General features: G+C 62.8%; 17 protein-coding genes. 12 read left to right on the top strand and 5 right to left on the bottom strand.

Annotated elements, in window-relative coordinates; genetic code table 11:
* Nucleotides 1–139: 139 nt before the first annotated feature.
* From mnmA to NYQ83_RS11810, 7 genes are all read left to right on the top strand, one after another.
* Nucleotides 140–1,291, top strand: a complete 1,152-nt coding sequence (gene mnmA / locus NYQ83_RS11840) for a tRNA 2-thiouridine(34) synthase MnmA (RefSeq protein WP_261214861.1) — start codon at nt 140–142, stop codon at nt 1,289–1,291.
* 132 nt (nt 1,292–1,423) lie between these two features.
* A complete protein-coding gene (locus NYQ83_RS11835; RefSeq protein ID WP_128291105.1) occupies nt 1,424–1,789 on the top strand; it encodes a YqjD family protein in 366 nt (121 codons plus the stop codon).
* Between the two features lie 5 nt (nt 1,790–1,794).
* Entirely contained in the window at nt 1,795–2,223 is a 429-nt protein-coding gene (locus NYQ83_RS11830; protein ID WP_261214858.1) for a phage holin family protein, read from the top strand.
* 312 nt (nt 2,224–2,535) lie between these two features.
* Nucleotides 2,536–3,018, top strand: a complete 483-nt coding sequence (locus NYQ83_RS11825; RefSeq protein WP_261214857.1) for a PilZ domain-containing protein — start codon at nt 2,536–2,538, stop codon at nt 3,016–3,018.
* Nucleotides 3,019–3,364: 346 nt separating this feature from the next.
* Nucleotides 3,365–3,865 carry a hypothetical protein gene (locus NYQ83_RS11820; RefSeq protein ID WP_261214856.1) on the top strand — a complete coding sequence of 167 codons (501 nt, stop codon included), beginning with the start codon at nt 3,365–3,367 and terminating at the stop codon, nt 3,863–3,865.
* A 75-nt stretch (nt 3,866–3,940) separates the two neighbouring features.
* On the top strand, nt 3,941–4,420 hold the full coding sequence (locus NYQ83_RS11815) for a Dps family protein (protein ID WP_128291109.1): 480 nt from the start codon (nt 3,941–3,943) through the stop codon (nt 4,418–4,420).
* Nucleotides 4,421–4,539: 119 nt separating this feature from the next.
* Complete coding sequence (locus NYQ83_RS11810; RefSeq protein ID WP_261214855.1) at nt 4,540–4,779, top strand: hypothetical protein; 240 nt, start codon at nt 4,540–4,542, stop codon at nt 4,777–4,779.
* Between the two features lie 56 nt (nt 4,780–4,835).
* Here NYQ83_RS11810 and NYQ83_RS11805 read toward each other — a convergent pair whose 3' ends face one another.
* On the bottom strand, nt 4,836–5,258 hold the full coding sequence (locus NYQ83_RS11805) for a DUF1289 domain-containing protein (protein ID WP_261214854.1): 423 nt from the start codon (nt 5,256–5,258) through the stop codon (nt 4,836–4,838).
* 271 nt (nt 5,259–5,529) lie between these two features.
* On the opposite strand from NYQ83_RS11805, the gene NYQ83_RS11800 reads away from it, so the two are divergent.
* Nucleotides 5,530–6,630, top strand: coding sequence for an efflux RND transporter periplasmic adaptor subunit (locus tag NYQ83_RS11800; protein ID WP_261215193.1), 1,101 nt, complete (start codon nt 5,530–5,532; stop codon nt 6,628–6,630).
* The gene (locus NYQ83_RS11795; RefSeq protein ID WP_261214853.1) at nt 6,627–9,719 is read left to right on the top strand and encodes an efflux RND transporter permease subunit; all 3,093 of its coding nucleotides are present in this window, start codon (nt 6,627–6,629) and stop codon (nt 9,717–9,719) included. Before NYQ83_RS11800 ends, NYQ83_RS11795 begins: the two co-directional genes overlap by 4 nt.
* Nucleotides 9,720–9,757: 38 nt before the next feature.
* Here the strand turns inward: NYQ83_RS11795 and NYQ83_RS11790 are convergent, their stop codons facing one another.
* From NYQ83_RS11790 to NYQ83_RS11780, 3 genes are all read right to left on the bottom strand, one after another.
* Complete coding sequence (locus tag NYQ83_RS11790; protein ID WP_261214852.1) at nt 9,758–10,234, bottom strand: RrF2 family transcriptional regulator; 477 nt, start codon at nt 10,232–10,234, stop codon at nt 9,758–9,760.
* 135 nt (nt 10,235–10,369) lie between these two features.
* Nucleotides 10,370–10,879, bottom strand: a complete 510-nt coding sequence (locus NYQ83_RS11785) for a MarR family winged helix-turn-helix transcriptional regulator (RefSeq protein WP_261214851.1) — start codon at nt 10,877–10,879, stop codon at nt 10,370–10,372.
* A gap of 99 nt (nt 10,880–10,978) precedes the next feature.
* Nucleotides 10,979–11,713, bottom strand: a complete 735-nt coding sequence (locus NYQ83_RS11780) for a Crp/Fnr family transcriptional regulator (protein WP_261214850.1) — start codon at nt 11,711–11,713, stop codon at nt 10,979–10,981.
* 247 nt (nt 11,714–11,960) lie between these two features.
* On the opposite strand from NYQ83_RS11780, the gene NYQ83_RS11775 reads away from it, so the two are divergent.
* Together NYQ83_RS11775 and NYQ83_RS11770 are read left to right on the top strand one after the other, a co-directional pair.
* Nucleotides 11,961–14,171, top strand: coding sequence for a sensor histidine kinase (locus NYQ83_RS11775; RefSeq protein WP_261214848.1), 2,211 nt, complete (start codon nt 11,961–11,963; stop codon nt 14,169–14,171).
* Between the two features lie 142 nt (nt 14,172–14,313).
* Nucleotides 14,314–14,706 carry a response regulator gene (locus NYQ83_RS11770; protein ID WP_261214846.1) on the top strand — a complete coding sequence of 131 codons (393 nt, stop codon included), beginning with the start codon at nt 14,314–14,316 and terminating at the stop codon, nt 14,704–14,706.
* A gap of 69 nt (nt 14,707–14,775) precedes the next feature.
* On the opposite strand, the gene NYQ83_RS11765 is transcribed toward NYQ83_RS11770, so the two are convergent.
* A complete protein-coding gene (locus tag NYQ83_RS11765) occupies nt 14,776–15,930 on the bottom strand; it encodes a PQQ-dependent sugar dehydrogenase (protein WP_128291118.1) in 1,155 nt (384 codons plus the stop codon).
* A 525-nt stretch (nt 15,931–16,455) separates the two neighbouring features.
* Between NYQ83_RS11765 and NYQ83_RS11760 the strand changes: the two genes are divergently transcribed.
* On the top strand, nt 16,456–18,231 hold the full coding sequence (locus NYQ83_RS11760; RefSeq protein WP_261214843.1) for an N-acetylglutaminylglutamine amidotransferase: 1,776 nt from the start codon (nt 16,456–16,458) through the stop codon (nt 18,229–18,231).
* Nucleotides 18,232–18,242 lie beyond the last annotated feature (11 nt).

Genomic DNA, 18,242 nt, shown 5'->3' with positions numbered 1-18,242 from the left:
ACCAACTGAGCTCGTTATAAGGTGGCACGGCTTAACAAGCGTCTAACCATCCGTAACGGAAATCTTAAGCGCAACCGGGGCATTTTTTTAGAAACCGCGGGCGCTTGACAGAACGTCGCAAGCACTGCAACCAAAGCCCATGCTGGACATCGATCTTGAGCTGCCAGGTCCGCGCAGCAAAGCCCGCGTCCTCGTCGCTATGTCCGGCGGGGTCGATTCCTCCGTTGCTGCCGCGCTCGTCAATGCGGCGGGCTACGAAACCATTGGCGTGACCCTGCAACTCTATGATCATGGGGCGGCGATCCATCGCTCCGGAGCCTGCTGTGCGGGGCAGGACATTCACGACGCCAAACGTGTCGCCCAGGCGCTCGGCATCGCTCATTATGTTCTCGATTATGAAAGCCGTTTCCGCGAGGCGGTGATCGAGCCTTTTGCGGCGAGCTATCTGTCGGGCGAGACGCCGGTGCCCTGCGTCGCCTGTAATCAGTCGGTGAAATTCTCCGATCTCCTCGATACGGCCCGCCAACTTGGGGCGGCTGCCATGGTGACCGGCCATTATGTGCGCACGCGCTCCGTTGGAGGCCGGCGTGCGCTTTTCCGGCCTGTCGATGCGGACCGCGACCAGAGCTACTTCCTTTATGCGACGACGGCCGAGCAGCTCGACTTCCTGCGCTTCCCCCTCGGCGATTTCACCAAGCCGGAGGTGCGGGCGCTGGCGGCCGAGATCGGTTTGAGCGTCGCGGAGAAGAGCGACAGCCAGGATATCTGCTTCGTGCCGCAGGGACGCTATAGCGACGTCATCGAAAAGCTGAAGCCCAACGCGGCCGACGAGGGCGATATCGTGCATCTCGACGGGCGGGTGCTCGGTCGCCATCGGGGCATCATGCATTACACCGTCGGCCAGCGGCGCGGGCTCGGGATTTCGGCGGCCGAGCCGCTCTTCGTCGTGCGGTTGGATGCCGCGGCAAAGCGCGTGATTGTCGGTCCGCGCGAGGCTTTGGCGACCCGCCGTTTCCGGCTGCGCGATCTGAACTGGCTCGGGGATGGCGATCCCTCCGCCTGGACGGAAGGGCAGGAGGTCTATGCTCGCGTGCGCTCGACGCGCCCCCCGGTCAAAGCATCCGTTTCCGTGCAAGCCGGTGAAGCGTCTGTCATTCTCGAGGATAGCGAGATGGGCGTGGCGCCGGGGCAGGCCTGCGTCTTCTACGATCGAGATGCGTCCGATGCGCGTGTTCTGGGCGGTGGCGTGATCGCTCAGGAGACCACGAGCGAACAAGCCTGCGCCGCCTGAGCAGTCGCACGGCGGCTCAAAGCTGGTCGAACAGGTTTGCCACACCGGCAAAACCCCCGTCTTTGCTTGGAACTCCGCTCGCAGCGCCACGTTACCTGAGCGACCCAGCCAATCGATAGAAGGAGGCATCCCATGGCAGAGACGAATGTGCCCGGCGGCAAGAGCGAGACGGAACGCAAGGCCGATGAGACCAAGCGCAAGGCCGAAGACGTTCGCCACGACCTCAACGCCGAGTTCGAGATTCTGAAGGCGGATGTCGCCGAACTCAGCACCCGGATCTCAGACCTTTTGCGCACCGGCGCCCGCGAAGGAAAAGACATGCTGAACGAACGTGCCGATTATTACCGCCGCGAAGGCCGCAGGCGCGCCGACGCAGCCATGTCCGAAGCCGAGGCTCTGTCCGATGATCTGAGCCAGTCGATCAGTCGCAATCCCTTCACTGCCGTTCTCGTGGCGTTGGGGCTGGGCTTCCTCGTCGGCGCCATTTCCCGGCGCTAGTCTTCATGCTCAGGCTGCTTTCTTCGATCAGCTTTGCCTACGGCGCCGCAAATCTGCGGCGCCGTATCCGCGTCATGGCGCGGCAGGCCATTCTCATGGCGATCGGCGCCGTCATTCTGCTTTACGCGCTCGGTTTCGGGCTCGTGACGCTTCATATCTGGCTCTCCAGCCTGTGGGGATCGCTGGCATCTGCGGGCGTGATCGGTGCCGTGCTTTTCGTCATTGGGCTTATCGTCCTGCTTCTGGCTCTGAGGCCTCACCGCGAGCAGGCACGTTCCGTCGAGCAGCCTCTCAGCGAGATGAGTTCCACCGCGCACGACACCTATGACCGGATGCAGCGCTCGCTTCGCCAAAGCGGTTCGCCTCTTGCCAATCCGGTCGTGCAGGCGGCGGGCATCGCTCTCATCATCGGCGTCCTTCTCGGTCGCCGCTGATCGTCCCGGGATCGCCTCGGCATGTGCCGAGCCGCGGAGACATGTTCCGGCCGCTCGTCTCTTTTCGAGGCGGGCGGTCTTTTTGTTCGTGCGTCGGCGCCAGGGCTTCGGGAGCGGTGTGGCCTCGCGACAAGATCGCCGAGGTCTGAAAGCTCATCCGCCAAGGCTAGGGGCCTCAGGCCGCCCAGAAAAATGCTTTCCGATCTCTTGCCAGCTCCGAGATAGCCGGGGTCGGTGCGGTAACGTTCCTCTCATTTTCTCCGACTATAGTTCTCTGGCAGGCCGTGCTCAGTCCGGCCCGGAGGGGATACGATGCTTCACTCGAAGGCGCTGCCTGGCAGCGCGTCCGATGTGCCAATCGCAGACAATCCAGCCGATGCCCGGCCGGAAGGATCCCGCTTTGGGCGGCACACCCAATTGCAGCGGGAGGATGGTGCGCCGCGCGACACGGAGGCCCGTGCCGCGGAGACGCCCAATGCCGTTGCCGACAAGGTGACAGATCTTCTCGACTTTCGCCGTCGTGGCGCGGTGCGGCTGCAGACGGCGATCGACGCCCATCTGGTGGTTACGGAAAACAGCATCTCACGCTGCATCATCCGCGACCTGTCCACCGCCGGCGCGCAGCTCGAGGTCGAGGAGGGCATCACGCCGGAGCGCGAGATGATCCTCGCCGTGCCTCAGGTGAATATCGCGATCGTTTGCGAGCTCGCGTGGCGGCGCGGCAAACGCATGGGCGTTCAGTTCTGCCGTGGGCGGATTCCAGCCGATAAGATCGCTGAGATGATGAAGCTCTGACGAGGACGCGTGCGGAGCACGCGTTCGCCCGTCAGGCAAGAGAGCCGCCGGTTGCGTCCCCACCGTCCACAGAGCGGCGGCCGCGGCCGGGAACCGTCCATCATTTCCCCATCAGGCTTGCGCGCGTTCGGCTTCGCTAAAGTGGCGCACAGCGGCGTCTGATCTCTCTCCGTCATGCTTTCGGTGAGGTGATCGTCCCTCCAGACGATCGCATGCTCACGCTCATGCGGCGGTGCGGGGAAGCGCGCTGCGCCGCCGAAGGCCTTTGAAATCGGAGTCTTATTGTCTACTTTATGTCCGTTCAAAAGTGCGATCCTATTGTCAGGCGCTTGCGCAGAGAGGTTTCATGGCACTGAGGCATGGACAGGGTAGCGAAGCCGCGGAGGTGATTTCCTCCGACCAGGGGGCGAATGTTGTCGCCTTTCCCGCCTGCGAAGCCTTCGGCCCGAGGGCCTCGGATGCACGCGGTTTGACGCAAGCGGAAGAGATCGAGCTCAACCGTCTGCGCTGGTTTGTCCTCAAAAGTCTTTTGTCCTCTCAAACCGATCTCGAACGCGCCTGTTTCGTGCTGGCCGCCGATCCGGACGCGTCGCTCGAACGCTTCGCGATCGCTTTTTTTCGGGCCATGTCGTCCAAGGCACGACGACAGCTCGTTTTCTACCGGCCGGGTACGCGCAATTTTTCCACGGACGAGGCCTGGCTTCTGCGACTAATGGAGGCATGGCGCTCAGGCGACGAAATGAGCGTTCGCGCGTTAATCGCCTGGAGGGTCAAGCCCGAGGGGCACCGCTGGCTGCGTTTCTTGTCGCGCGGGCTGGCATTTGCTCTCGTTGCGGAAACCCCTTGAAGCCGGAACGTGTCTGGCATAGTTTAGAGATATTCTAATTTAGGCAGATGCCGAATCGCACCGATGGAGGGCACAATGGGTCTGGTGGCAGCAAAAATTGAACCGAGCGCGAAACAGGACATCGTCGCGGGTCTCACGCAGAGTCTCGCGGAGACGGCTGTGGAAATGACGAAGGCGCAGAATTTCCACTGGAACGTCACAGGCATGGCTTTCGGCCCGCTGCACGAGCTGTTCCAGAAAATGTACGAAGATCACTTCGAGGCGATGGACGTGCTCGCCGAGCGGGTCAAGGCGCTCGATGAGCATGCGGAAGGCCGCTATTCGAAGTATCTGGAGCGCAGCGCCGTGGAAGAGCATGACGGGCATGCGACCGATCGCGAGATGGTTGCCGCGCTCCTGGCCGACCAGGAGACGCTGTCGTCCACGCTCTCGGCTCTGTGCAGCGTGTCGGAAAAGCACGGCGATTGGGCAACCAATGATCTCGCCACCGAGCGGGTGGCCGCGCACGACAAGTTCGCGTGGATGCTGCGGGCTCATCTCGGCGAAAACGCCTGATCGGTTTCGAAGAGGGAGCCTTTACGGCTCCTCATACGCCGATTTTCGTCAGGGGCTGGTGCGAACGCGCCGGCCCCTGATGCGTTGTAGTCCCGTGATGTATGCGAAGGAGTGTTCGCATGAGCAGTCAAGGGATTCATGGACATGCCGGCCGGCCAACATCCGAAGCGGGCAAGACGACGCGAGAGAGCGATGCGGACCGGCTCGCCGCGGAAAGGCTCGCCGCGGAAAGGCTCGCCGCGGAAAGGCTCGCGGCGGAAAAGCTTGATCGCGAGCTCGACGAAGGGCTTGAGGAATCATTCCCCGCAAGTGACCCGCCGGCTCCGACGCAGCCGCACAAAGAGGTCGACGAGGATTGATTTCGACGACGCGGACGAGGGTTTAGGACGAGGCGATCGAACGCCGCGCCCTTCCTTCATGCGTCTACTGTGAGCTTGTCGAGCGGGCAGGGAACGCCCTGCTTTTCGCATTTCCGACGGTAGGCGGTCGCCCAAAAGGGAAGGCCGCCCTGTTCCCTCAGTCTCTCCACCAAGGCTTTCAGGAAGGCCTTCTTGTCTTCCTTGCTGTCGAGCCGCTTGAACGAGGCTTTGTCCTCTCGCGACATGCTGCAGCCGATGCAGCGGCCTTTGCGCTTGAATTTGCACACGTCAATGCACGGCGAGGGTGCATTCTTCCAAGTCTTGGTCATGCGGTTCTGGCGGTCTCGGTCAGTCAATGAGGGACGTCTCGCAATCCTGCGAGCAATCTGAAACATTTGTCGAACGACCGACGACGTCAAGTGGGGAAAGTTGTCCCGCACAACCCGTTTCATCCGGCTGGCATGGCGCCTGCCGATCATTTCTGCCTCCGGCCGTTCCTCCTCTGAGCTGGAGGAGGCCTATCGTCACGACCAAATGATCGGGGGTCGTCTCGAAGCCTTATGAAGGTCATGCCCTGGCCGCAAAGCTCTCCGAGCCAGGTGTCGCAGTGCGCCCGGCGCACCCGTCTGACAGAAATTTAAGTCGCTCTTCCTGTGTGCGGCGCGGTAACATGCCATCTCTTGATGTGCCCGGTCGGCCCCCGCGTCGGCTGCTGAAAGGTCGCGACAGCGGAGCGCCTCTTTGTCCCTTGTGAAGCAGGTCATTTTCGTCGCTTTGATCGGAGCGGCTGCGTTGGCGGGCTATGCCGCCTTCGACACGTGGTTCAACGGGAGCCGCGGCAGCGAGGAGGCGCGGGCCGCGCGCGGCCCTGCGGCGATCGCCGTCGAGGTGGCACGTGCCAAGGCTGAGACGATCGAGCGTAGCTTCGATGCGGTGGGCTCCACGCGTGCCCGCCGTTCCGTCGAGATCGTTCCCCTCGCGTCAGGACGGATCACCGAGCTTTTCTTCGAAGCCGGCCAGAAGATCGAGTCTGGCGCGCCGCTGTTGACGCTCGACGACGATATCGAGGCGGCGGACGTCAAAGAGGCGGAAGCGAAACTGCGTGAGGCCGAGCTCGCATTGGAGCGGGCTCGCTCTCTGCATCAGTCGAACACGGTCACGGCCGCCACCGTCGAAACTCTGACGGCGGCGCGGGTCACCGCGGAGGCCGAGCTGGAGCGGGCCCGCCGCCGGTTTGCGGATCGCACCGTGCGGGCTCCGTTCTCCGGCATTGCCGGATTGCGCCGGATCGACCTTGGTGCGCGTGCCGACGACCAGACGGTGATCACCACGCTCGATGATCTCTCGTCCGTCGAAGTGGAATTCGCCCTGCCGGAAACTGCGTTCGGCGAGATCGAGGCCGGGATGCCGATCTTTGCGCGCAGCGCGGCTTTCCCCGACAAGACCTTCTCCGGGAAGATCATCGCCATCGACAGCCGTATCGATCCGGCTTCGCGCGCCTTCAAGGTCCGGGCGTCCATCCCCAATGAAGATTTCGTTCTGCCGGCCGGCATGTTCATGACGCTCTCGGTGGTCCTCGATCGTCGCACCGGGGTGATGGTGCCCGAAGAAGCGGTGATGGTGGAGGGGGACGGCGCCTATCTGTTCGTGGCGGATGGCGAGACGGCGCGGCGCCGCGCCGTCGAATTGGGCCAGCGGCAAAGAGGGGCGGTCGAAATCTCCAAGGGGCTTGAGGACGGTGAAGCCGTCATCGTGCGCGGCGTGCAACGCCTGCGCGACCGATCACAAATCCGCATCGTCGAAGATGCGGAGAACGGCAAGGCGGCGGCGGACGCTGACGGCATCGGATGATTCTCTCCGATATCAGCATCAAGCGGCCGGTTCTCGCCGCAGTCGCCTCGATCCTGATCGTGGTCTTCGGGCTGGCGGCGATTTTGAGCATTCCGATCCGGGAACTGCCCGACGTCGATACCGCTGTCGTCACCGTCACTACGTCCTACGCTGGGGCGGCGCCCGAAATCGTCGATACGGATATCACCGAGACGATCGAAGGGGCCGTCGCCGGCATCAGCGGCGTCAAGTCGATCAGCTCCGAAAGCCGGCGCGGCCGCAGCCGCACCACCATCGAATTCGTCATCGGCCGCGACATCGACGAGGCAGCGAACGATGTCCGGAGCGCGGTGGGGCGCGTGCGGGGCGATCTGCCGGATGATGTCGACGAACCGCAGGTGGTCAAGAACGACGCCGATGCCGATCCCGTCATCCGCCTTGCGGTGACCGACCCCCATATGTCTTCGGCGCAGATCACCGACTATCTGCAACGCTATCTCGTGGACAGGCTGGCGACGCTCGACGGGGTCGCCAATGTCGAGATTTTCGGCGAGCGCAGCTATGCGATCCGCATCTGGCTCAACCGCGAAGCGATGGCGGCGCGCAATCTCACCGTTGCCGACGTGGAAGATGCGATCCGCCGCAACAACGTCGAATTGCCGGCCGGAGATCTGGAATCCTCGCGTCGCCAGCTCGCCGTGCGGGTCGACAGTCGCGTCGCCGGCGTGGACGCCTTCTCGAACATCGTCGTCGATCGCATTGCCGGTTTCCCGGTTCGGCTGAAGGACATCGCGAAAGTCGAGCTCGGCGTGGAAGATGACACGACGCTCGTGCGCCTCAACGGCGTGGAGGCGGTCGGTCTCGGCATTTCGCGTCAATCCCAGGCCAATACGATCGCCATCTCGCGGGCCGTGGCCGCCGAGCTGGAGCGCATCCGCCCGACGCTGCCGGAGGGGATGGAGATCACCGTCGGGTCCGACGATGCCGTCTTCATTCAGGCGTCGATCCGCGAGGTTCTGATCGCGCTCGTGATCTCTCTCGTCCTCGTCGTGCTGGTCATTCTGGCATTCCTCTTGTCGGTACGCGCGACGCTGGTGCCGGCCGTCACCATCCCGGTGTCGTTGATCGGCTGCTTCATTCTCATTTCGGCGCTCGGCTTTTCCATCAACGTCTTGACGCTGCTCGCCCTCATTCTCGCGATCGGGCTCGTCGTCGACGACGCGATCGTGGTTTTGGAAAATATCCAGCGGCGTATCGACGAGGGCGAGACGCCGATGGTGGCGGCGTTTCTGGGCTCAAGGCAGGTGACGTTTGCCGTTCTCGCGACGTCGCTCACGTTGATCGCCGTTTTCATCCCCATCTCCTTTCTGCAGGGGCAGGCGGGACGGCTCTTCACCGAATTCGGCTTCGTCATGGCGAGTGCCGTGGCAATCTCCACCTTTGTTGCTTTGACACTGTGTCCCGTCCTTGCCTCGCGGCTCCTGAAGCGACATCGGCATCCGGCGGGCCAGGATGACAGCGGTCGGCCTTCGAGGTTCAGGCGTGGCTATGAAGGTCTGCTGCGGCGGGCGCTCGGCATGCCGCTCGTCGTGATCTCCGTCGCTCTCGTCGTCGCGGGAGGAGGCATCTTTCTCTATCAGGAGCTGCCGCGAGAGCTGACACCCAAAGAGGATCGCGGCGTCATCTTCGTTCCGCTGACCACGCCGCAGGGGTCCACCACCGCCTATACCGACGGCGAAGTGCGCGTTTTGGAGCGGAAGCTCGAGCCGCTTCTTCAAGGCGCAGACGTGCGCTCGGTCTATTCGATCGTCGGGTCCTGGGGCCGTCCGTATCGTGCGTTCGTGCTGGTGCGTCTGGCGCCCTGGGAGGAGCGTGAGCGCGGCCAGGCGGAGGTGCAGCGCGACATCATTCCGGCCGTCGGCAAGGTGATCGGAGCGACCGGATTTCCGGTGACGCCCGCGGGCCTCGGTCTTCGCGGCAGCAGCACGCCGCTGCGCGTGGTCGTGGGTGGCCCCGACTTCGAGAGCGTGAAGGAATGGGCCAATACGCTTCTGGACAAGGCGCGGCAGAACGAGGGGCTGCGCAATCCCGAGCTCGATTTCGAAGAAAATCAGCCCCAGGCCGACATTCGCATCGACCGCGAGCGCCTGGATGATCTCGGCGTCAGCGTTCAGACGGTCGCGCAGACGCTGCAGACCATGTTCGCCTCGCGCGAAATCTCCGACTGGGTCGACCGTGGCCGCGAATATCCCGTGATCCTGCAGGCGCGCGAGGAAGATCGACGCGTGCCTTCCGATATCGGCAACATCTTCATGCGCGCCGGGGACGGAGAGAATCTCTTCCCCTTGTCATCGGTCGTGACCGTCAAGGAAGCCGCGGCGGCGCCGGAGCTGCGCCGATACAATCGCCTGCCATCCATCACATTGGAGGCGGCGCTTGCAGAAAACTACGACCTCGGCTCCGCCATCGATTTCATCCGCGAGGCGGCCGCGGAAAGCCTGCCGCCGGAAGCCCAGATCGCGTTTGCCGGCCAGTCGCAGCAATATCTCGAAACATCGAGCGGCGTGGCCGTCACCTTCGGTCTCGCGATCCTCATCGTGTTTCTGGTTTTGGCGGCGCAGTTCGAGAGCTTCGTCCACCCGCTCGTGATCATGCTCTCGGTGCCGCTCGCCTTCGCCGGGGCGATCTACGCGCTCTATTTCGCTGGGCTCTCGCTCAATATCTACAGCCAGATCGGCATCATTCTGCTGGTCGGCTTGATGGCGAAGAACGGGATTCTGATCGTCGAGTTCGCCAATCAGCTGCGCGACGAGGGAATGGAGGTGCGCGAGGCGGTGATCGAAGCGTCGATCCTGCGCTTTCGCCCGATCATCATGACCGTGATTTCAACCGTGCTGGGGGCCGTACCGCTGGTGCTGGCATCCGGCGCCGGAGCCGAAAGCCGCAGCGCGATCGGCGTCGTCATCGTCGGGGGGCTGATGCTCGCGTCGCTTCTGACGCTCGTCGTGACGCCCGTGCTCTACGATCTTCTGGCGCGGTTCACCGAGCCGAGGGGCGCGGTCGAGAAGCGGCTCGCGGCGGAGTTACCGTCAGGCGGGCGCCGCACGTAACGCCCGCTCGCAGTCGTTCATCCAGAGAGGTGAAGGGTCTAGGTCGACAGCATCCCGGGGATATCGACACCCATCGTCAAACGATCGATCTCGTCACCTGCGTCGCCGCTGTGCCCTGGATTGCGCACCATCAGGTCTTCGAGCGTGTGCTGGTCGAGAACTTCCGTAAAGGCTCCGAGCGCCTGGCTGAAGATCCGGTTGACCGGCGACAGCGGTCGGATCGAGCAGTCAATCGTTTCGCCGAAGCAATCGGCCTCGACACTCGTCGCCTCCGTGAGGCGCACGACATCGCCGAGATGGATCTCAGCGGGCGTGCAGGCGAGACGCACGCCGCCTGTGCGGCCGCGCATGGTCTTCAAGAACCCGCCCTGCACCAGGAGCGCGACGAGCTTGGCGACATTGTGCTCCGTGATGAGCGTCGCGCGCGCGATCTCTCCGGCATTCGTCTGGCGTCCGAGACGCGCGCAGTGCAGCAGAATCCGCAGCGCCTGACTGGTCTGTTTCGTGAGCCGCATGGAATTGCGCTCCTAGATGTTTGGCACGTCCGGATTCGGTACGGACATGCTCCTGCCTGCAATATGCCTTCGGCCCGAAGAGCGTCAACGGGTGCGTCAAAATACCGTGCCGATAAGTTGTGAAAACAGCGTGCTTTAACGCAGACGGTGCAGCGCCGTGGCGAGGTTCTCTTCCATCTGTCCCAGAACGGCGGCGGCGCTGTTGAGAGCTTCCGGCGAGAAGTCGCGCGTGGCGATCTCCGCGAGCCGTTTCCAGACGGCATCGATGGTGCTGAGCGTCGCTTCGCCGTCGCGGCTCAGGCGCACAACGCTTCTCCGGTGATCGGAACGGTGGTTGTCGCGCTCGATGAGGCCGCCCGCTTCGAGCCGCTCGAGCATCTTGCTGACCGTCGGCGGACGAACACGTAAATCCCTGGACAGGGAGGAGGGGGAGTGTTCGCCATTCCCATACAAAGCGCGCAGAAGCTGGTCCTGGCCGGGATGAATGCCGATCTCAGCCAGTTCGATGCCGAGAAGAGCGCGGCAGAGTTTGGCGGCTTCGACGAGCCTCAAGACCGCTTCAAGGCGAAGGTTGTCGGGGCCAGGGGCGGCGCTGGAATTCGATGCCGTCTCTGGAGGACGGTCGTCATGATCGGATGCTTGCATTCACGCTTGGAATTGTCGGGTGCCGCGTCATCCTCGGTGATGTCGTGGCGGTCCGCAGCGTGCATTAAAGTGCTTTAATTCCCATCTACGGTCACGCGGCTAACGGCTCGGGAACCAGCTCGTGTCGATCTCGTAATAGTGGTCCGCGAAATCGGTCAGCTCCGTCGCACGCTCTTCGTTGGGAAACGAGATGCGATGTCCGTCGCGGGCGACGAGCCCATCCTCATTGAGTTGCTTCAGCGCGTTGCTGACGGAAATGTTGCTGAGGCCAACCATGTCGCCGATGACCTCCTGCTGCAGAGGCAACTCGAAGCCACCGGCGGAGGAGGGCTCCATGATCCGCAGGCGCGCCCGGCATTGCAGAAGAACGAGAAGCACCCGCGAGGCCGCTGGCATGCGACCGGTGGCTCGCAGGCGGTCGAGAACTGCCGCATGGTCGATCATGGCGAACGTGTAGAAGAGCGCCGTGAGCTTCGGAGAATTCGAGAAGACCCCATGGAGGCCTGATTTCGGGAACGGGCAGATGGTGGCATCCGTCGCGGCTGCGATGCCGTAGGTGCTCTCAGCGAACGCGACTTGGTTGGTGCCGACGACGTCGCCCGGAAAATGCAGGTCGAGGATCTGACGGCGGCCGTCTGGCGTGTGGACGAAGGTGTAGACCCAGCCAGAGTCCAGAACGAAAAGACGGTTCGTCTCGCCTTCGTCCACCAGTGTCTCGTGCCGCCGGACCGTGCGGCTTTCTCGCTCCAATTCACTGAGCAGACGTCTCTCGGCATCGCTCAGGGGGATGTAATGCGATATCTTGCGGACCAGACAGCTTTCGTCCCCGTGCACGATCCTTATTCCCTTCTACCGGCCAGGCTGTTGAGGCGAGGCAGCGCCCGTTAGGCTTGCCGTTCACATGAACTTGGTCATGTTGCCCTTGTCTGCGGAGCTGTGCGTGCTTCAAAGACGCGAACAAACAACCTAGATCTATTCGATGGTCGATTCTTCTAGCACGGTTTGATGTTCGCCACTCAGTCGTACAATTCTCGGCGGATCTCCTTCTTCATGCCCCGCCCGTTCGATAGGTGACGCCAGCGTGCCGCTTTCCAGGCTTCTTTATGAATCTCCGGCTTCCCAGGAACCGTCCCCATCCCCGCCGAGCCCTTCTCTGGCTCGCACCGCCGCGCTCGTCGGTGTGCTTGGCGCCTTCATCGTGCTCGCTGCGGTCGCGTCGATCTCCTACCTGCAGTGGCGCGATTTAACGGAGAACACGCGCAGTGCCACGGCGAGCTCCGCGTTTTTTCTGGCCGATCACGCCGCCAGGCTTTTTGAGGTTTCCGATCTTGCGCTGAGGAAGGCCGTCGATGCCATCGGCGAGCGCAATTGGGACGAGATCGAAGCCTCGCGGCCGCTTTTCGAAGAGCTGACCGAGCTGCGTGCCGATCTGCCCTATGTCGATGAATTGTGGGTCAATGACAGCACGGGCGACCTGCGCCTCACCACCTTTGGTTTTCCGGCTCCGCAGGCCAATCTCTCTGACCGTGATGTGTTTCAGGCCCACCAGGCGGAGGACGCCGGTCTCTTCGTCGGCCAGCCGATCATCGGACGCGTAACGGACAGGCCGACCTTCCTCGTCAGTCGCCGGCTCGGCGGGGATGAATTCAAAGGCATCGTGTCGGCGAGCCTCGCGCTCGACTATTTCAACACCTTCTGGAAACGCATCCCGCTGCCGCCCGATGCCCGCGTCGCGCTCTTCCGTAAGAGCGATCAGGCGGTCCTGGCACGTTTTCCGCAAGCTCCGGCTGAGACCGCGCCGCTCCCCTTCAACGCGGCACTCGAAGAGATGCTTGCGGAAAACCCGGAGGAGGGGAGCTACACCAACCTGGCGCAGGAAAAGGACGTCAGGTTCGGCTCCTATCACCAGGTCGGCAATCTGCCGATTTACGTTCGTGTCAGCGTGCCGCGGGAGGCACTCTCCTCATTGTGGTTGGAGCAGGCTCAGCCGAACGCGTTCTTCGCGCTTGCGGCAATTCTGTCGCTAATCGCTCTGACCGCCTTCGCCCGCCATCAGGCCCGGCGCGAGGACGCAAGCAGAGCCTTCCTGAAAGACGAGGTGGCGCGGCAAACGGTGGCGCTGCGGGAAGAAACCCAGGCGCTCGAGGCGCTCAACGGCGCGAGCCGGATCCTTTCCGCTGAGCTCGATCCTGGCCGCGCAATCCGCACCATCGTGCAGGCGAGCGTCGTGATGAGCGGGGCGCGTGCGGGCGCCTTTCTGCCGGCTGATCAGAGGCGGGTGGACAGAAACGAGAGCGATCGTATCGTTGTCCGTAGCGAGGACTTTCGCCCCGGTTTTCTGAGCTTTGTCTCCGAACATCGGGGCGAGCTTCTGCGTTCCGGTCACAATATCCTGCGGGTCGACGAAACCGCTGAGTGGACGCAGGAGCGTGAAGTATCCGGCGTCGGCAGCTTCCTTGCCGTGCCGATCATCTCCCGCTCGGGCGAAGTGCATGGCGAGCTGTTTTTGGCCCATTCGAACCCGCATGCGTTCGGGACGCGGGCGGAACGGTTGTCTGTGGGGCTCGCCGCCCAGGCCGCAATTGCGATCGACAACGCCAATCTCTTCGAGGCCGCGCAGAAGGAAATCGCGGCCCGCAAGGAAACCCAGGTCAAGCAGGAGCTCTTGATCCGCGAGCTCCATCACCGGGTGAAGAACACTCTGGCGGTCGTCCAGGCAATCGCCGGTATGACGGCACGTTCGGCCGAGGATATGAGTGCCTTCAACGATGCCTTCGCGGGGCGCTTGTCGTCTCTCGCCTCCACACATACCCTTTTGACAGAATTTGCCTGGCAGAAAGTGCCTCTCGGGGATCTCATCCGCGGGCAGCTCGAGCCATATCCGGAGCGCGTTCACCTCGAAGGGCCGAATCTTGAGCTGGCGGCAGCACAAGCCGTCCCGATCGGCATGGCTATCCACGAGCTCGCCACCAACGCGGTCAAATATGGCGCGCTTTCAAAGGCCGAGGGTCATCTGTCCGTCGTCTGGCGGGTCGAGGAGGACAAAAGCGGAGACACGCGCGGAACTTTGTTCCTGGAATGGCGCGAAAGCGGGGGGCCTCCCGCCGTCTCTCCGGCGCGGCGCGGCTTCGGCTCGCGGCTGTTGAGCGATGTCTTAAGGGTGCAGCTTCGTGCCCGCACGGAGACCCGCTTCGAACCGGAAGGTCTCGTGTTCGACCTTGAAGTTCCCATTGCGCCGCTCGTCGTGTCCGACTACCCTGGCTCAGCCGTCGAGGAGAGCGCTCAGGCGTGACCCGTCCCGTTGCGACAGGAATAAAGGACGGTTTTCCAAAAAATGTCTTCTCGCCGGAACCACTTTCGTTCCGTCGCGTTAAATCCGAGCTGCGTATTGCCGTTTGCCAGCAGAAGACGTTTTTGCAGGAGAAATAGCTCGTATGCCCGCCACTTGTGCAGGAGAGAAAGCGGCACCTCTCCGCGATTGTCAGATCCTACTGGTAGAAGACGAAGCTTTGGTTGCGATGGACCTTGCCTACGAGCTCGAGAAGGCCGGGGCCGCGGTGACCTTTGCTTCCACGCTCGCGGAGGCGCTTGCCATTGCCAATAGCAACGATCCTCCCCACTCCGCGGCGGTTCTCGATATCAATCTGCGCGGTGAAGAGGTTTATCCGGCGGCCGAACGGCTCGCCCAAACTGGCGTGCCCTTCCTGTTTTGCACGGGGCACGGCAAGCTCGAGGACGTGGCGCCTCGCTTTCCGGATGCGCCGGTGCTGAACAAGCCGATCATCGGGCGCCAGCTCGTTTGCGCACTCGCTGCACTTCTTCCTTGAGGCATCCTTCGCTGAGGCGCCATTGAGGGGCAGACCTGCTAGCGCTTCTTCGCGGTTCCCCCACTCTCTTCACCTGGCCTTGCCTGCGTGTACCCGCCAAATGGCTCCGTTCGCTTCGTCCGTCAGGAGGTAGAGCGCGCCATCCGGCCCTTCGGCGACATCGCGGATGCGTTGGGAACGTTCGTGCAGGAGACGTTCCTCGTGGGCCACTTTCTCGCCGTCCAGCTCCAGGCGAACGAGGGCTTGTGAGGCGAGGCCCCCGACGAAAATGTCCCCTTGCCATTCGGGAAACATGTCTCCCTCGTAAAAGATCATGCCGGAGGGGGCTATCACCGGTGTCCATTGATAAAGCGGATCGACCATGCCTTCCGCCTGCGCCTTGCCGGAGCCGACGGGTGTGCCGTTGTAATTGACGCCATAGGAGATGACGGGCCAGCCGTAATTCTCGCCTGGGCGGGCAATGTTGAGCTCGTCGCCGCCCTTCGGGCCGTGCTCGATCTCCCAAAGCTCGCCCGTCTCCTGATTGAGCGCGGCCGCCTGGACGTTGCGATGCCCGTAGGACCAGATCTCCGGGCGCGCATCATCGCGGCCGACATAAGGGTTGTCGTCCGGAATCGAGCCGTCCGGGTTGAGGCGCACGATCTTGCCGAGATCGGAATCGAGCTCCTGCGCCTGGCCGCGGAACGCCCTCGAAAAGCGCTCTCCAAGTGTCACGAAGAGATGGCCTTCGCGGTCGAAGACGAGGCGCGAGCCATAATGGGCGGAGCTTGCGACTTTGGGCTCTTGCGAGAAGATCACCTCGACATTCTGCATCTCCGTCCTGTCGTCGGAGAGTTCGCCGCGGGCAACGGCCGTCGAGGTCGTGCCGCCGTCACCGGGTTCCGCATAGCTCCAATAGACGAGGCGGTTCTCTTCAAATTCGGGATCGAGGGTGACGTCGAGAAGTCCGCCCTGGCTGCGATTGTCGACCTCGGGCAGGCCAGAAATCGGCTCCGATACGTCTCCGGCGGGCGTGACATGACGCAGGTTTCCGGAGCGTTCTGTCACCAGCATCGAACCATCGGGCAGGAAAGCGAGCCCCCAGGGATGGGACAGGCTCTCCGTCACGGTTTCTACGGCAATGTTCGGTCCCTCCGTCGAAAGCGCCTCCTGGGCAAGGCTGGTGCTGGCGAGGAGCGTCGCTGCGAGAATTCCGCCTGTCCCCAAGAACATGCCTCTGGTCATGATGATCCTCCGAAAGCTGCGCCGGCGGGCTTAGACCCGGCTCTGCGAACCAATCGGCAGTGGGAAACTCAGTTCCCGTTGCGGGGCGAGGACGGGATAACGTTCGCTTGAAAATTCAGAGAGAAGCGCTGCGCTTTGCGATGAAGCGCTGAGCTTCGCGATTTTGCGGGCGCCTGTCTCTCGAAAAACTGCCGCGATGCGCAAAGACGTCGCGGATTGGTCGGCGTCTCTCACTCTCTCGCATCATCCCGGCGCCCGCAGCGCCCGCGTTCGCCGCGGAGGGCTTTGGAGCCCGGCGTATCCCCCGTGGAACACAAAAGAATTTCCGACCGGCTCGGGTGAATTTCGAGCGCTCCTGCGACATGATCGGAAGGCATTCTGGGCGGACGATCCGACAAGAGGATCGACGCCTGAAGGAAGACGGTCGGGCGAGGCTTCCTCGCTGGGTTTTTGACCTTTGCGCCAGGTTCTCTAAAACCAGAGGCAACGTTTCATTCTTATTCCTCAACCAGCAGAGAAAATTTCATGTGCGGCATTTGCGGCGAAGTGAGCTTCACCGGCTCGCAGGCCGATCCTTCAGCGATCGGACGTATGCTCGACGTCCTCTCCGCCCGCGGTCCCGATTCCTCCGGGGCCGTCATTCGAGGCCGTGTCGGCCTCGGGCATCGCCGGCTCCAAATCATCGATCTGTCGGCACGCTCCGAACAGCCACTCGTCGATTCCGATCTCGGTCTGTCGATCGTCTTCAACGGCTGCATCTACAATTACCAGGAGCTGCGCACCGAGCTTCAGGCGAAGGGCTATCGGTTCTTCTCCTCCGGTGACACGGAAGTGATCCTCAAGGCCTGGCATGCCTGGGGCGAGGGCTGCGTCAACCGCTTCCACGGCATGTTCGCCTTCGCCATTCATGAGCGCGAAAGCGGCCGGGTGGTGCTGGCGCGCGACCGTTTCGGCATCAAGCCGCTCTATCTTTCGGAGACGAACGGCACGCTGCGTTTCGCCTCGTCGCTGCCGGCGCTCGTCAAGGCGGGTGGTGTCGACACCACGATCGATCCCGTGGCGCTGCAATTCTACATGTCGTTCCATGCGGTCGTGCCCGCCCCCTACACCATCCTCAAGGGCGTGCGGAAACTCGCGCCCGCCACGATCCGCGTGATCGAGGCTGACGGGACGAGCCGTGAGAAGGTCTATTGGGATCCGCGCTACGAACGCTCCAGCGAAGAGGTGACCCGCTCCTTCGGCGAATGGCAGGAGATGGTGCTCGATGCGCTGCGGACGGCCGTCGACCGCCGCATGGTCGCCGACGTGCCTGTCGGCGTGCTGCTTTCGGGTGGCGTCGATTCCTCGCTGATCGTCGGGCTTCTCGCCGAGGCCGGGCAGAAGGATCTGATGACCTTCTCGATCGGCTTTGAGGAGGCGCACGGCGAGAAGGGCGACGAATTCGTCTATTCCGACATCATCGCCAAGCATTTCAACACCGACCATCACAAGCTCTTCGTGCCGTCTTCCGACCTGTTGAAAGAGCTGCCGGGCGCGATTTCGGCGATGTCGGAACCGATGGTCTCCTACGACAACATCGGCTTCTATCTCCTGTCGCGGGAGGTCGCGAAGCACATCAAGGTCGTGCAATCCGGACAGGGCGCCGACGAGATCTTTGGCGGCTATCACTGGTACCCGCCGCTCGCGCATTCGAACAATCCGGCCGCCGATTACGCCAAGGTCTTCTTCGACCGCGACCACGACAAGCTCGGCCAGCATCTTTCGCCGGATTGGATGGCTGCCAAGGACGAGGCGCGTGCCTTTGTTGAGGCGCATTTCAACAAGGCCGGGGCGGAAGATCCCGTCGACAAGGCGCTTCGGCTCGATTCCACCATCATGCTCGTCGACGATCCGGTGAAGCGGGTCGACAACATGACGATGGCTTGGGGGCTGGAGGCTCGCGTCCCCTTCCTCGATCATGAGCTTGCCGAGCTCGCCGCGCGGATTCCGCCGGAGCACAAGCTTGCCGATGGCGGCAAAGGCATCCTCAAGGCGGTGGCACGCGAGGTCGTGCCGAAAGAGGTGGTGGATCGCGAAAAGGGCTATTTCCCGGTTCCGGCGCTCAAATATATCGCCGGCGATACGCTCGACATGGTGCGCGACACGCTGACGAGCCAAGCCGCCCGTGAGCGTGGTCTTTTCCGCAGCGATTATCTCAACGCGCTCTTCGATGATCCGAGTGCCCATATCACGCCGCTCCGTGGGTCGGAGCTCTGGCAGGTGGGGCTCCTGGAGCTCTGGCTGCAGAACCACGAGCTTTAACAGGGGGCTGT

Source organism: Afifella sp. JA880, from assembly GCF_025379905.1.
Lineage (GTDB): Bacteria > Pseudomonadota > Alphaproteobacteria > Rhizobiales > Afifellaceae > Afifella > Afifella aestuarii.
This window is presented reverse-complemented; position numbering and strand designations above follow the sequence as displayed.

Bases quoted from the DNA above. Each gene is read 5' to 3' on its own strand.
- mnmA (WP_261214861.1), top strand. From the start codon at position 140: ATGCTGGACATCGATCTTGAGCTGCCAGGTCCGCGCAGCAAAGCCCGC.
- NYQ83_RS11835 (WP_128291105.1), top strand. From the start codon at position 1,424: ATGGCAGAGACGAATGTGCCCGGCGGCAAGAGCGAGACGGAACGCAAG.
- NYQ83_RS11830 (WP_261214858.1), top strand. From the start codon at position 1,795: ATGCTCAGGCTGCTTTCTTCGATCAGCTTTGCCTACGGCGCCGCAAAT.
- NYQ83_RS11825 (WP_261214857.1), top strand. From the start codon at position 2,536: ATGCTTCACTCGAAGGCGCTGCCTGGCAGCGCGTCCGATGTGCCAATC.
- NYQ83_RS11820 (WP_261214856.1), top strand. From the start codon at position 3,365: ATGGCACTGAGGCATGGACAGGGTAGCGAAGCCGCGGAGGTGATTTCC.
- NYQ83_RS11815 (WP_128291109.1), top strand. From the start codon at position 3,941: ATGGGTCTGGTGGCAGCAAAAATTGAACCGAGCGCGAAACAGGACATC.
- NYQ83_RS11810 (WP_261214855.1), top strand. From the start codon at position 4,540: ATGAGCAGTCAAGGGATTCATGGACATGCCGGCCGGCCAACATCCGAA.
- NYQ83_RS11805 (WP_261214854.1), bottom strand. From the start codon at position 5,258: ATGATCGGCAGGCGCCATGCCAGCCGGATGAAACGGGTTGTGCGGGAC.
- NYQ83_RS11795 (WP_261214853.1), top strand. From the start codon at position 6,627: ATGATTCTCTCCGATATCAGCATCAAGCGGCCGGTTCTCGCCGCAGTC.
- NYQ83_RS11790 (WP_261214852.1), bottom strand. From the start codon at position 10,234: ATGCGGCTCACGAAACAGACCAGTCAGGCGCTGCGGATTCTGCTGCAC.
- NYQ83_RS11785 (WP_261214851.1), bottom strand. From the start codon at position 10,879: ATGCAAGCATCCGATCATGACGACCGTCCTCCAGAGACGGCATCGAAT.
- NYQ83_RS11770 (WP_261214846.1), top strand. From the start codon at position 14,314: ATGCCCGCCACTTGTGCAGGAGAGAAAGCGGCACCTCTCCGCGATTGT.
- NYQ83_RS11765 (WP_128291118.1), bottom strand. From the start codon at position 15,930: ATGACCAGAGGCATGTTCTTGGGGACAGGCGGAATTCTCGCAGCGACG.
- NYQ83_RS11760 (WP_261214843.1), top strand. From the start codon at position 16,456: ATGTGCGGCATTTGCGGCGAAGTGAGCTTCACCGGCTCGCAGGCCGAT.